General features: G+C 56.6%; 15 protein-coding genes. 4 read left to right on the forward strand and 11 right to left on the reverse strand.

The features are described from left to right. Positions 1-18: 18 nt before the first annotated feature. The 11 genes from FPY71_RS13740 to FPY71_RS13790 form a co-directional block, all read right to left on the reverse strand. Positions 19-1,062: a CobW family GTP-binding protein gene (locus FPY71_RS13740; protein WP_149300865.1), complete on the reverse strand. Its 1,044-nt coding sequence runs from the start codon at positions 1,060-1,062 to the stop codon at positions 19-21. Then, positions 1,059-2,567: a tripartite tricarboxylate transporter permease gene (locus FPY71_RS13745; RefSeq protein WP_149300866.1), complete on the reverse strand. Its 1,509-nt coding sequence runs from the start codon at positions 2,565-2,567 to the stop codon at positions 1,059-1,061. The genes FPY71_RS13740 and FPY71_RS13745 overlap by 4 nt, the downstream gene beginning before the upstream one ends. Before the next feature lie 18 nt (positions 2,568-2,585). After that, positions 2,586-3,074, reverse strand: coding sequence for a tripartite tricarboxylate transporter TctB family protein (locus tag FPY71_RS13750; RefSeq protein ID WP_149300867.1), 489 nt, complete (start codon positions 3,072-3,074; stop codon positions 2,586-2,588). Positions 3,075-3,168: 94 nt separating this feature from the next. Further along, on the reverse strand, positions 3,169-4,149 hold the full coding sequence (locus tag FPY71_RS13755) for a Bug family tripartite tricarboxylate transporter substrate binding protein (protein ID WP_149300868.1): 981 nt from the start codon (positions 4,147-4,149) through the stop codon (positions 3,169-3,171). Positions 4,150-4,218: 69 nt separating this feature from the next. Continuing rightward, on the reverse strand, positions 4,219-4,671 hold the full coding sequence (locus tag FPY71_RS13760; RefSeq protein WP_149300869.1) for a cupin domain-containing protein: 453 nt from the start codon (positions 4,669-4,671) through the stop codon (positions 4,219-4,221). A 27-nt stretch (positions 4,672-4,698) separates the two neighbouring features. Beyond that, positions 4,699-5,910 carry an LVIVD repeat-containing protein gene (locus FPY71_RS13765; RefSeq protein ID WP_246160541.1) on the reverse strand — a complete coding sequence of 404 codons (1,212 nt, stop codon included), beginning with the start codon at positions 5,908-5,910 and terminating at the stop codon, positions 4,699-4,701. A gap of 45 nt (positions 5,911-5,955) precedes the next feature. After that, on the reverse strand, positions 5,956-6,618 hold the full coding sequence (locus FPY71_RS13770; protein ID WP_149300870.1) for a hypothetical protein: 663 nt from the start codon (positions 6,616-6,618) through the stop codon (positions 5,956-5,958). After that, the gene (locus FPY71_RS13775; RefSeq protein WP_149300871.1) at positions 6,615-7,451 is read right to left on the reverse strand and encodes an ABC transporter permease; all 837 of its coding nucleotides are present in this window, start codon (positions 7,449-7,451) and stop codon (positions 6,615-6,617) included. The genes FPY71_RS13770 and FPY71_RS13775 overlap by 4 nt, the downstream gene beginning before the upstream one ends. Continuing rightward, the gene (locus tag FPY71_RS13780; protein ID WP_149300872.1) at positions 7,451-8,245 is read right to left on the reverse strand and encodes an ABC transporter permease; all 795 of its coding nucleotides are present in this window, start codon (positions 8,243-8,245) and stop codon (positions 7,451-7,453) included. The genes FPY71_RS13775 and FPY71_RS13780 overlap by 1 nt, the downstream gene beginning before the upstream one ends. A 1-nt stretch (position 8,246) precedes the next feature. Next, a complete protein-coding gene (locus FPY71_RS13785; RefSeq protein ID WP_149300873.1) occupies positions 8,247-9,089 on the reverse strand; it encodes an ABC transporter ATP-binding protein in 843 nt (280 codons plus the stop codon). Continuing rightward, a complete protein-coding gene (locus tag FPY71_RS13790) occupies positions 9,086-10,102 on the reverse strand; it encodes an ABC transporter substrate-binding protein (protein WP_149300874.1) in 1,017 nt (338 codons plus the stop codon). The genes FPY71_RS13785 and FPY71_RS13790 overlap by 4 nt, the downstream gene beginning before the upstream one ends. Before the next feature lie 383 nt (positions 10,103-10,485). Between FPY71_RS13790 and FPY71_RS13795 the strand changes: the two genes are divergently transcribed. The 4 genes from FPY71_RS13795 (at position 10,486) to msrA (ending at position 13,033) form a co-directional block, all read left to right on the forward strand. Continuing rightward, entirely contained in the window at positions 10,486-11,331 is an 846-nt protein-coding gene (locus FPY71_RS13795; protein ID WP_149300875.1) for a sulfite exporter TauE/SafE family protein, read from the forward strand. Further along, positions 11,328-11,999: a FadR/GntR family transcriptional regulator gene (locus tag FPY71_RS13800; RefSeq protein ID WP_149300876.1), complete on the forward strand. Its 672-nt coding sequence runs from the start codon at positions 11,328-11,330 to the stop codon at positions 11,997-11,999. Before FPY71_RS13795 ends, FPY71_RS13800 begins: the two co-directional genes overlap by 4 nt. Positions 12,000-12,077: 78 nt before the next feature. After that, on the forward strand, positions 12,078-12,527 hold the full coding sequence (gene msrB / locus FPY71_RS13805) for a peptide-methionine (R)-S-oxide reductase MsrB (RefSeq protein WP_149300877.1): 450 nt from the start codon (positions 12,078-12,080) through the stop codon (positions 12,525-12,527). Continuing rightward, on the forward strand, positions 12,524-13,033 hold the full coding sequence (gene msrA / locus FPY71_RS13810) for a peptide-methionine (S)-S-oxide reductase MsrA (RefSeq protein ID WP_149300878.1): 510 nt from the start codon (positions 12,524-12,526) through the stop codon (positions 13,031-13,033). The genes msrB and msrA overlap by 4 nt, the downstream gene beginning before the upstream one ends. Positions 13,034-13,049 lie beyond the last annotated feature (16 nt).

A 13,049-nucleotide genomic window follows, 5' to 3' on the forward strand; every position in this document is an offset into this window, starting at 1 on the left:
GGATGGTGGTGAAACACTCTAACCGCCGGTCAGCGCCAGGAAGCTGCGACGAAGTCCTTCCTGCGGCAGGTTGCGGGTGATGAATACGATCTTCGTGCGTTTATCGTCTGTCGGCCATTGCTGAAGTTGCACGGGCGGGTGCACCACATGCTGCACCGCATGAACCACCATCGGCCCGGACTGGCCACTGATGGCTATCAGCCCTTTCATCCGCAAAAGATCTGCGCCGCGCAGCGAGGTTATGGAAGCCAGCCAGCGCCGCAACGCTTCCATGGTCAATGGTTCATCCACCACAATGGAAAATGTGGAAATTTCGCCGCGATGATTGCTTGCGCCAGCCGCAGGCTGGTCAAAAGCTTCAGCCTTCAGCCAGCGGCTGACAGTTTCGGTGCTGGTTGGTCTGGGCGGAACGGCATCCGCAAGTTCGCTGGCCGAAAGCTGGCCATTGGTTACGGTCAGAACAGTGGCAGCAGGGTTGATGTCGCCAATGCTGCTTGCCAATGCCCGGCTGGCTTGCGGCGGAGCGATGTCGGATTTGGTCAGTATCAGCACATCTGCCAGCGCAACCTGCCGCCGGGCTTCTTCAAAATCGACAAGCTGCTGCTGACCGTTGACGCAATCCACGGTGGCTACCACCGCTTCGAGATGAAACCGTTCCCGCACCAGCTTTTCCGAGGTGAAGGTGCGAATGATCGGCGAAGGGTCCGCCAGACCGGTGGTTTCAATTGCAACCCTGGTGAACTGAGGCACCAGCCCCCGTTCGCGCTTGGCGAACAAATCGGTCAGTGTGTCCACCAGATCGCCGCGCACTGTGCAGCAGATACAGCCATTCTGCAGCACAACCGCATTTTCGATCGAGCTTTCCACCAGCATGTGGTCAATGGCGATATCGCCGAACTCGTTGATGATGACGGCAGTATCGGTCAGCGTCGGATCTTTGAGCAGATGGTTGAGCAAGGTTGTTTTACCGCTGCCCAGAAAACCCGTCAGAAGGGTTACGCCAATGCTTGGGCGTTCCCCTTCCGAGCTTTCGTTGCGGGCGGATGCATCCTGCCATTTCATGCTTCAGCAGCCTTTGTCGGACGTGAGCGCAGGAAGCTGAACACCGCGGTTACAATGGCCAGTATGATGATGCCCATTGCGATAGGTCGGGTGAAGATGAATGTCAGGTCGCCGCCATTGATCACCATTGCCCGGTTCAGGTTCGATTCAACAATCGGACCCATAACAAAGGCCAGAACAATCGGAATGACCGGTACACGCAGTTTTTCCAGCCAGTAAGCGCCCGCGCCGATCACCAGTGCGATGATCACATGTGCGGAATAGTTCTGGTAGGAATAGGTGCCGATGATCAGCGTGATCATGACAAAGGGTGCCAGAACGTAGCGCGGAATGCGCGCCACCTGCACGAAGGCGCGAATGCCGGCAATACCGACGAACAGCATCAGAATTGCCGAAATGATCAGGCCGATGAACACGGACATGACCAGTGGTCCGCCCTGAGTGAAGAGCAATGGACCGGGAACGATACCACGGCTGATCAACAGGCCGAGAAGAATGGCAATCGCACCGGAACCCGGAATACCCAGCGCCAGCGATGGAATGAGCGAACCGGCAACAATGGCGTTGTTGGCGGTTTCCGGCGCTGCCACGCCTTCATCAAGGCCGGTGCCGAATTTTTCCGGCGGATGTTTGGACCAGCGCTTTTCCTCATTATAGGCAACCAGCGAGGCAACTGTTGCGCCGGGGCCGGGGATGGCGCCGATCAATGTGCCGACAATTGTGCCGCGCCACATGGTCGGCAGAAGATTGCGCATATCCGTCCAGTTGACCTTGTTGCCGGGTGCGGACTGGTTCAACGTCTTGTCCAGTTCCGGGTCATCACCCTTGCGCGCCATCATCAGCCGGAAAGCCTCCGGCATGGCCATGATGCCGATGATCACAACAATCAGCGGCATGCCATCCAGCAAGGATGCCTGACCAAATGTGAAGCGGGTTCCGCTGAAGCCGGAGGAGCCGATCGTCGCCAGAAACAAGCCGATGCCGGTGGCGACAAAGCCTTTGACCGGGTCGTTGCCGAAAAAGCTGCCAATGATTGCCAGGCCGAAAATTCCAACCGCAAACATTTCCGTAGGGCCGAACTGCAGGCCCACCCAGGCCAGGCCTGATGCGCCGAACAAAAAGGCAAAACTGCTGAACAGGCTGCCAAAAACGCCGGTATAAAGCGAAATTTTCAGAGCTCGGCCAGCCAGCCCCTGACGCGCCATCGGGTAGCCATCCAGAACGGTAATGGCCGCTGCCGTGGTGCCGGGCGTTCGTATCAGAATGGCCGGAATGGAGCCGCCATATTCCGCCGCAGCATAAATGGCGATGAAGAACAGAACACCGGAGATCGGGTCCATGCCGAAGGTGAAAGGAAACATCAGTGCCAGCGCCTGCGCTGCACCAAAGCCGGGAAGTGCGCCAAGCAGAGTGCCGACAATAACCCCGACAATCATGATGAACATGTTTGTCGGGCTCATGACAATGGCCATCGCCGGAATGAAATTATCGAGGATCATCGACATCGGGGCGGTGTCCTTGCCTTAGAAGCTTACATAACGGGGTAGGAACAGCATCGGCAGCGAAACATTGAGCAGAAGCACGAATGTTCCGTACAGAACCAATGTTGCGATGAAGGCAGAGACAAATGCCCAGATCGGACTGACCCGGGTGATCAGCAGGGCCAGCAGGAAGACAAAGGTCGATATCTCGAAACCAATGATGTCCAGCGCGAACATGTAGACCACGACCGACACGATCGAGATGATGTAGTCGCGATACTCGAAGACAAAATGCGTGTCATTGCCGAGCAGATCCTTGCCGCCCAGCCGCGCCCTGATGATAAGGCCGATCCACAGCACGGTGAATATGCCGGTTCCAATCAACGCCAGACGTGGAAAGAACGCCGCGCCCGGGTATCCGCGAACGGGGGACGGCGGCATGGAGAAGGTGTGATTGATCAACAGCGCAACCGCGATGAGCAGTATGACAGATGTTATCAGATCCGCTGTTGAGCTGCGAATATTCAGCATGGATCATGCCTTTCAGGAACAAAAGCTGGCGAGATATCGCCCGCCCCGAATGAGTTCCTCGGGGCAGGCAATATCGATTGCTGTCAGATGCGAGTTAGAGAATGCCGTTGGCTTTCATGAATTCCTGATAGTCTTCAAGCTCGGCTTCGAATGAACTCTTCAGCGCAGCCCCGTCAGTCTCGAAGTTCTTTTCAACATGCGGGCTGTTCTTCAGATATTCGGCATATTCCGGGCTTTCGACCACCATGGTCAAAGCCGCGCGAATCTTGTCTTTCACCTCTTCAGGTGTGCCCGCCTTCATGAAAATGCCCTGCCACTGGTGGCTGATCGGGTAGTCATAGCCAAGCTCTGCCGGTGTTGGCACGTCGGGAAAAGCGGCAACTCTTTCCTCGTTCAGAACCACCAGAGGACGAATTGTTCCAGCCTCCACATGCGGCTGCAACTGGCCGATTGATCCAAGGCCCACCGGCACGTGCTGACCCAGAACGTCACGCACGGCGTCGCCTGATCCCTCATAGGGAATGTGAACGGCTTCTGCGTCGGCCGCACTGAAGACCGACAGGATGTGCTTATGATGGATCGAGCCGATCTTGTTGCCGGCAACCGCAATGGTGCCCGGCTTTTCCTTGGCGGCAGCCACCACATCGTCGAATGTCTGGTAAGGTTGCTGCGAGTGTGTGCCAAGCGCGTAAATGAACTTTTCAATCCGGGCGAGGAACTCGAAATCATCCACCGAACGTTCAAATGTCGGCAGGTTCATATAGCCGCTCCAGCTCGCATTGGCGTGCAGGATTGTGTAGCCGTCATTGTCGCGCCCGGCCACGTAAACGCCGGCTTCATTGCCAGAGCCCGCGCCCTTGAAAGCCACGTTGACCGGCACGCCCAGCGCGTCTTTCTGTGAAAGAACCTGCGCCAGCATCTGGCACCATTGTGCCGCGGTTGAACCGGGCGATGTGGAGCAGACCAGTTCAACCGGCTTGTTGGGGTAGGTTTCCTGAGCCGACACCTGAGCAAGGCCGGCAGTCATGAATGTTGCCGTCAAGGCAAGCTTGGTAAAAGTGCGCAGCGAATTCATTGCAATGTCCTCCCTTGTTGGCCAGTGCGCATGCTTCTTTGCAAAGTCATGTGCACTGGCTGAAAATGATCAGCTTTTTGGTTCAAATCCCTTGTCGTAATGCGGGCCGGCCATGGTGCCGTCGGCTGCCTTGCCCACGATGCCGTGTGAAAGGTCCTTCACCACGAAAAACACCACGTCTTCGTCCGGCAATGCCACGGTGGAGTGCACATGGTTTGGCGGGAAGTAGAGCAGGGTGCCCGGACCAACGATCCGCTCTTCCTGCCCTTCAATATTCACCCGCAGGCGACCCTTGACCACGTAGTTCCACTGCTCATTGGGGTGCGAGTGCGGGCGTGCACCGGTGCCGCGCGCCTTGTTCATCAGGCCAACCTGGGTTCTTTCACCCTCTACCACCGCGCCAAATGCGGTGGAGTAGCCTGTGCCGGCATCAATCTTGTCCAATTCGGCAAGCTGAAAAATATAGCCGTCCGCGCCGCCCTTGGTTGCGCCCTTGTTTTTGGTTTCTTTGACACTGCTCATGGAAATTTCCTCCTTTTAGAATGCAAATCAGATATCAAGTTCAAGAATGTACAGGCCGCCGGTATGCCGGTCGGCTGCATAGACGATGGCATTTTCATCGACATAAACATCGTTGATCTGAATGGATGGAACCCGCGATCCGGCCGGGCCTTCCGGTACGAAAGCTGCAACTTCGCGTGGTTGCGTCGGATCAGAAAGGTCGTGCACGCGCACACCGCCGTTGAACAGCGATGAGAACAGCAGGGTATCCGACTTGAACGCCTCGTCTCGCGGCGGATTTTCATGGACATTGTGGCAGCCAAAGCGCCCGCCGCGCTTTGCGTAGTCTTCAACATCCGGCATTGGCAGAATGGAAAGCGGCACGAGGTTGGTTTCGTCGCGCGCATCAACGATCCAGGTCAGCTTTGGCCAGTCTTCGCCATCATCCAGCACGCATTCATGCGTGAACACCAGAAGATCACGGCTGAACAGCGGCATGACGGTGTGCGTAAAGCCGGGGAAAGGCGGATTGGGGTTGAAGGAAGAAATGACCTTCGGCGAGGACATGTCTGAAATGTCCATGATCATGCCGCCGCCATCAATATAGGCCAAATAGGCGCGGTCCGGCCGCTCCGGATAGACATTGGTGTTGTGCGCGCGAAAGCCGGTATCGATCGCCAATCTCTTTGGCTCCGGCTCCGGATCGCCAACCATGGTGCCGGGCATCCACCAGCGTCCGACTTCGACCGGGCGGGTCGGGTCGCGCACATCCAGAATACGATAGGGCTGGTCATCAAGCTGGTTCTTGGGCGTGAAATCTGCCGCCCCGCCGGCAAAGTGAATATATTCACCATCAACAAACCAAAGCTGGTGCACCCCGCGCGAATATGGCCCGGAGCAGTCGAAATAGCTGATGGAACGGGGAGATTCCGGCACGGTAATGTCAAAAATCTCAATGCCTGCCGGCTGCTGGCCGGGCTCCAGTGTCTGATAGGCAACCGCCATCAGGTTGCCGCAGGTTTCCAGAGAGTTGGAACGCGTGTGATTGTTGGCTATATCGGTCTGGACAACAACGCGCGGCCTGGATGGATCCGTGACATCCACGCCGGTAAAGTTCTTAGGTGGTCCTTCATGTGCCAGCCACATGATACGGCGGCCATCAGAAGCGGTTTGTATTGACATGCCCTCGCCAATGCCACCCCAACCGTCGAGAAGGTCGTGGCCAATCAAACGCATTCCATAGATCAATTCCGATGACACTCTGAGAACTCCTGGTAGATGATCCAAACACGAGCCAAATGACCCTTAAAATGGTACGAAGCTGCGAGATCGCGGGCCGTTTGGCACAGGTTCACTTTCAAAAAAATCCATAACCGGCGCGCCGAGAACCGTGTTGAACAGCGTCTCGTCGTCCTGCATGTCTGTTGCCGCCAGGCTGATATGGCGAATACCAGCCTGATCCAGCCTTTCCGCATCGGCGCGGGCGCGTTTCGGTGTCACCCGCAACGGTTGCAGAAACACCGCAACCGGCATTGCTCCCTGCCAGAACAGAAACGGCAGATGAATATCCTGCAGCCCGCCAAGGCGGATTCTTGCCCGAGGCAGCGGCGCAGGGGCTGAAAACAGCACGTGTTCTGGCCTGTAGAGCCCGCCGAAGGGCGCCAGATGCTGCGCAACACGCTCTTTGTTCATGTCCAACTGCTGCTCCAGAAACCGGAAATACCGTTCCAGAAACCGTAGCGCGTTTTTGTCCCAGGGGTCGCAAAGGCGTTGCAGAGCTGCAAGCATCAGCCCTGCCAATGGACCGCTGCCAATCGGCGATCCTTCTCTTGGCAGCGCCACGTTCATCTCATTCAGCCGCAAGGGCTGATTGGGCCGGCAATGGTCCAGCGCCGCATATCCGCTTCCGCCTTCAGAAGCGCCAAAGGCAACCTCAATTTCTGCGGCAGAAGCGAAAAATGCCGTCATTTGCGTGTTTCCGGATGCCAGATCAGGAGACGCCTGCGCACGGCTTCCAGACCACGCACAACGACGAAGCCGAGGAAAACGATCTCAAGAATTCCGGCAAAAACCCCGACAGAGTCGGCAAAACGTCCGGCCATGATCATCGAGCCGCCAATGCCGCGCCCGCCCATCAGCATTTCTGTGACAATGGTGGTGATCATACCCACGGGCAATGCAACCTGCAGACCTGTCAGAATTTGCGGCATGGCAGCCGGAAGCCGCACTTCCCAAAGCGTTTGCAGCTCTGTTGCACCAAAAGAGCGCGCCGACCACAATGGCCATTTGTCCTGCCCGACGGCACCGGCATAGGTTGCGGCAACAATCGGGAAGAAGCAGGAAAACGTGACCATGATGATTTTCGATGTGTCGTAGATATCGAACCACAAAATGAAAATCGGCAGAAAGGCAATTTTGGGCATTGGAAAGCCGACTGAAATCAGCGGGTCAAAAAACCAGCGGAAGACAGCGACCCGAGACATGAGGATGCCGATGGGTATGCCCAGAATGGCGGCGATGAAGAAGCCGGACAAGGTACGGTAGAGCGTCAGGGCAAGATCGACGAACACTGCGCCAGACATCATGTCCGACCAGATGCGGCCCAGCACATCAGAAAGAGCAGGCAGCAAAAACGGGTTGATGGCACCCATTTTTGCGCCGAGCTGCCAGGCAAGGCACAGAACAACTATGACGCTGGTCTGAACGCCGATGTCGACAATCTGGGTGGTGGTAAAGCGTTTGCGTGGAGCCTGCGGTTTCGTTTTGTCCGGGGCGGATGTCACGGCGGATTGTGAGGTCATCACGCGTCCCTCCAGCGCAACTGGCGTTTGACAAACATCGTGTAGATGCGGTCAGCAACGAAGCCGATGGCGGCAACAAAAAGAATAACAGCGAACATGGCCGGGTAAATTCCACCGTCGCCCAGTGATGAGATCATGTAACCGACGCCGTCGGTGGCGATGAGGAATTCAGAGCTGACCATGAGAATGAACGAGAATGCCAGCGCTGTGCGGCAGCCATTGAGAATTTCCGGCATGGCGGCAGGCAGAGTGATTTCGTAGAGGACCTGAAATTGCGATGCGCCGAGACTGCGCGCCGACCAGATCAGAAATGGGTTGACACCACGCGCACCATTATAGGTGCCAACAACAACCGGCAGCAGGCAGCCCAGAAAAATCAAGAGGATTTTGGACGAGTCGCCAAGCCCCAGCCAGATCATCACCACCGGGATCAACGCCGATTTTGGCATGGGGTAAAAAATCTGGATAATGGGATTGAGCAGCAGCCGGGTTGTCCGGAAGTTGGCCATCAACAGGCCCGCCAGAACGCCCACGACAATTGCGCAGACCAAACCACTGCCAGCGCGGCTGAGAGAGCGATAGGTGTTGTAAAGCAGATCGCCGTTGAACAGCATTGTAACAAATTCGGAAAAGATCAGGCCAAGGCTTGGCAGCATCTGGCGCGAGATCAGCCCTGTAGCACCCAACAACTCCCAGACCGCCGCCAGAATAACCAGAGGCAGCAGCCGGGAAACCTTTTGTGCTGCGTCAAAGAGCAGAAAGCCCTTGCGGTCGGCGGGGTTGATACCGGACATGTCAGTGCCCCCGGGTTGCAGCAATGGCCTGCTCTCGCACCAGCCGCCAGATGTGCTCGCTCAATTGAATGAACTCGCGATTTTCCAGTATTTCCTCGCCGCGGTCTTTGGGCAGTGGCACATCAATGACGTGTTCAATGCGGCCGGGGCGCGAGCTCATGATGGAAATGCGATCTGCCAGAAACACAGCTTCCTGCACATCGTGGGTTACAAAAACCACGGTTTTGCGCGTGCGACCCCAGATTGCCCGCAACTCTTCCTGCATAACGCGCCGGGTTTGCGCATCCAGTGCGCCAAACGGCTCGTCCATCAGCAGCGTTTTCGGATCCACTGCAAGGGTGCGTGCGATGGCTGCGCGCTGCTGCATGCCGCCGGAAAGCTGCGAGGGATAGGAATTTTCAAATCCGTTCAGGTGAACAAGAGAGATGAATTCCTGCGCCCTTTGTTCGGCTTCCTCGCGCCTCAGGCCAATTTTCTTCAAACCATACAGCACGTTTTCACGAACGGTTTTCCAGGGAAACAGCGCAAAGTTCTGGAACACGATTGCGCGGTCCGGGCCGGGCTGACGCACCACACCGCGCGGGGTGGAAATGGTGCCCTGTTGAACGGGAATAAAGCCGCCGATCAGGTAGAGAAGGGTGCTTTTTCCGCAGCCGGAGGGGCCGAGAAGCGCATGGAACTCCGTTTCCGCGATGTCGAGATTGATGCGGTTGAGCGCCAGAACCGAACTGTCACCACGACCATAGGTGTGTGTAACATCGTCGATGCGGATACCTGGGGCCGCATTTGCGGATGCAGCCCCTGTGGTGTTGGCCGATCCGGCCAGGTTATCAACTGCGGTCATTGAGGGTCAGCCTCAATGCGACGCTTGGCCTCTTCAACGAAGCTCAGGTCTACATAGTCCGGCGAAACCGTCAGGCCGGTTGGTGCAAGGCCCAGTTCAACCGCAACGTCGACCCCGTTCTGCAGGTTTTCGATGTTGGGGATCATGAACGGATCGCGGAAGTAATCGCGTTCGGTGAACAGATGCGTCAGCGTGTCCGGAGATTGCTGCATGAAGGTTGCAATGATCTGAACTGCTTCCTCGCGGTTTTCAGGATCGGTGAACCAACGCACAGCGCGGACGTGATCTTCAAAGAAGTCATTCAACTGATCGCGGTTCGCTTCCAGAAAGTCCGTCTTGGCGGCCAGGAACACCAACTGGGATGGCCCAAGAGCGTCCTTGGCTGTGAAAAGAGTGCGGTAGTTGCCCGATTCCGTCAGTGCGCTGGACATTGGCTGCAAAACAGGGCCCATGTCGATCTTGGCTTCATCCAGCATTGGCGGGATGTTTGGGAAGGCCACTTCAACGATCGTGAAATCGCGCTTGTCCTGCATATCGTGTTTGGCAAACATGGCGCGCATGGCCGTGTCGGAAGCTGAGCCGATAGCGTTGGAACCGACGCGCTTGCCCTTCAGATCCTCAACGGTTTCAATGCCGGAGTCGGCACGCACCATGAATGTTTCCGAGTGCTTGCCGTCAATACCGTCCTGGATAATGTCGGCCACCACTTTGACGTCCTGGCGGGCATTGTTGACTGCCAGAGCCAGAACCAGTGCGCCAAAGGCGCCCATGTCAATTTCGCCAGCCGCCATGGCGGTGATCTGTGGCGATGAGCCACGGAAGCGTACCGGCTCTACAGTATAGCTGGTGCCATAATGTTGGAGAATTTCCGGTTTGAGATACAGCACCGGGATCATATGGCCCGGCATTGTCGACCAGCCGATGCGAATATTGACTGGTTCTGCGGCGGCCGGGACAGCCCAGCCGATAGAGGCAACCAATGCCGTTGCGGTCAGAAGTTTTGCGAATTGCATAAGAACTTATCCTCCCCAGAGCCAAATTTTTCTGAACCAAAGACATATTGGTTCATGGTTTCCTGCGAAATTATTGTTCATGAGCCGGTCTGGATCAAAGCCGGGTCAATTTATTTATCAGTAGATAATTCATGCAATCGCTATGCTGTCAACTGAGAAAATCAAACCGGAACAACTTAACTTGTCGGGGTTGAAGCGTGCGGCGGCGGAATCTCGCCTTGGCGTGGTCCGGTAATGGCGATTGCCGATCACCGGGTGAGGAGGCCCTTTGCCGAACAAATTGCAGTGATGGAAAAAAATCCAAAAAACCGTCTGGAGATTTGAACCAATATGGTGTTAATCCTCAATTGGTTCGTATTAGCCCGATTGGGCGTGGGGGATTTATGGGAGTTCTTGAAGGCGACGCCACGGCGATTATCGGCTTTGTGGCGGCCATCATTCTGGCAAGCAGTGTCGGCGGGTTGCTTGCCGGTCTGCTCGGCGTTGGCGGCGGCATCATTATTGTGCCGGTGCTCTATCAGTTGCTGGCGCTGTTTGATGTCGAACCCGGATTGCGGATGAAAGTTGCTGTGGCCACTTCGCTGGCAACCATCATTGCCACTTCCGCGGTTTCCGTGCGCAGCCACTATCGGCGTGGCGCCATTGATACGGATCTGTTGAAAAGCTGGGGCGTCCCGATCTTTATCGGCGTTGTGCTGGGCACTGCCCTGGGCGGTTATGCTGACGGCCGGTTGATGACGGCAGTGTTTGCCGCAGTGGCTCTTGTGGTCTCCCTGCGAATGTTTCTGGTTGGCGATGACGCCAAGCCGCGCGATGGTTTTCCCAATACGGCGGTCAAAAGCGGGTTTGGCCTGTTCGTCGGCGGCATTTCTGCCCTGATGGGCATTGGGGGTGGCACCCTCAGCGTGCCGATCCTGACAGCCTATGGCTTTGACATCCGACGGGCGGTCGGCACTGCTGCGGCCATTGGCTTCATCATCGCCATTCCCGGCACCCTCGGCTATATTTACACGGGCCTGGGACAAAGCGATCTGCCGCCTTTTTCCCTCGGTTATCTGAATCTGGCTGCGCTTCTGGCGTTTATCCCGCTGACGATGGCAATGGCGCCTGTGGGTGCGCGTATCGCGCATACGATTCCACGCAAACGCCTGCAATTGTGTTTTGCCATTTTTCTGGGCATCACATCATTGCGGATGTTCTACGATCTTTATAAATCGATCTGGCTATGAGTGATCAGAACGAACTTCATTTTCTGGAGGGTTTGCGAACCGCTATTGAAAGCGAGGACCGCGCACTCGTGCGTGAAGGGCAACTGCCTCCCGAGCGGGAGTTGATGGAACGCTACAGTGTCGGGCGAAGAACAGTGCGCGCGGCGCTTGATGCGCTTCAGGCAGAGGGGCTGGTTTTTCGTCGTCAGGGTCAAGGTACGTTCATTCGCCCCACAAGCCCGGTTTCAACCAGGGCCGTTTCCCTTTCCCAGCACACCAGCCCGGCCGAAATTATGGAGGTTCGGCGCGAACTGGAGCCTGCGCTGGCCAAACTGTCGGCCATGCGCGCTACACCCTCCGATATAGACCAGATGAAGCGGCTGGTTGAAAAAGGCGCTTCTGCAAAAACCAGCATGCAATATGAGCGCTGGGACAGCGCGTTTCATGCCAAGATTGCCGACAGCGTACACAACAGCCTGTTCCATTCGCTGTTTGAGCTGATACAGACGGTGCGTGTGGCCCAGAAGTGGACTGGCCTGCGGGCACGGACATATTCGGAAGCCCTGCGCGACGAACTTATTGAACAGCATTTTGAAATAGCCAAGGCAATCAGCGACCGCGATCCTGAAGCAGCCGAGGCCGCGATGCGTGCGCATTTGCGATCGGTGACTTTGACCACCGGTACATGACCGGCTGCACTGGTATTTTGCGCCCGGAGGCACCAATTGTGTGAAACAGCAAAGCTGTAAGCCAATGGAGCAGGACCGATGACGACATATCGCAAGACCCAAGAGGCTCTGTCCCGGCTGACGCCGGAGCAATTTTATGTCACGCAGCAAAGTGGCACCGAACGGCCGGGCACTGGCGGCTATCTGAGCAACAAGGCCCCTGGAATCTACGTTGATATTGTGTCCGGGGAACCGTTGTTTGCCTCGTCCGACAAATATGAGTCGGGCTGCGGCTGGCCAAGTTTCACCAAACCGATTGAGCCACAAAATGTGGCTGAACTGAGCGATGGCAGCCATGGCATGATCCGCACCGAAGTGCGCTCGGTGCATGGTGACAGCCACCTTGGCCATGTGTTTCCGGATGGACCGGTGGACCGTGGCGGCCTTCGCTATTGCATCAATTCGGCCTCGCTGCGCTTCGTCCACCGCGATGACATGCAGGCAGAGGGCTATGGCGACTACCTCCCACAAGTCGAGGACGTAACATGAGCACCGAACGGGCTGTGCTTGCTGGCGGTTGTTTCTGGGGCATGCAGGATTTGTTTCGCCGTTATGATGGCGTGGTTTCCACCCGTGTCGGCTATACCGGCGGTGATGTGCCGAACGCCACCTATCGCAACCACGGCACGCACGCGGAAGCGATTGAAATTGTGTTCGATCCTGCCCGCATCAGCTATCGGCAGATTCTTGAGTTCTTTTTCCAGATTCACGATCCGTCAACAGAGGATCGGCAGGGCAATGACGTTGGCACCAGCTATCGCTCAGCCATATTCTATACCAGTGACGAGCAAAAAGCCGTTGCAGAAGATACAATCGCGGATGTGAACGAGTCTGGCCTGTGGCCCGGAAGGGTCGTCACCGAACTGGCTCCGGATGGGCCGTTCTGGCAGGCGGAGCCAGAGCACCAGGATTATCTGGAGCGGATACCCAATGGCTACACCTGCCATTTCATCCGCCCGCGCTGGAAACTGCCGGTGCGAAACAGACCCGCATGATTGCGGGTCTGTGGCG

The organism is Aureimonas fodinaquatilis, assembly GCF_008369445.1.
GTDB classification, from domain to species: domain Bacteria; phylum Pseudomonadota; class Alphaproteobacteria; order Rhizobiales; family Rhizobiaceae; genus Aureimonas; species Aureimonas fodinaquatilis.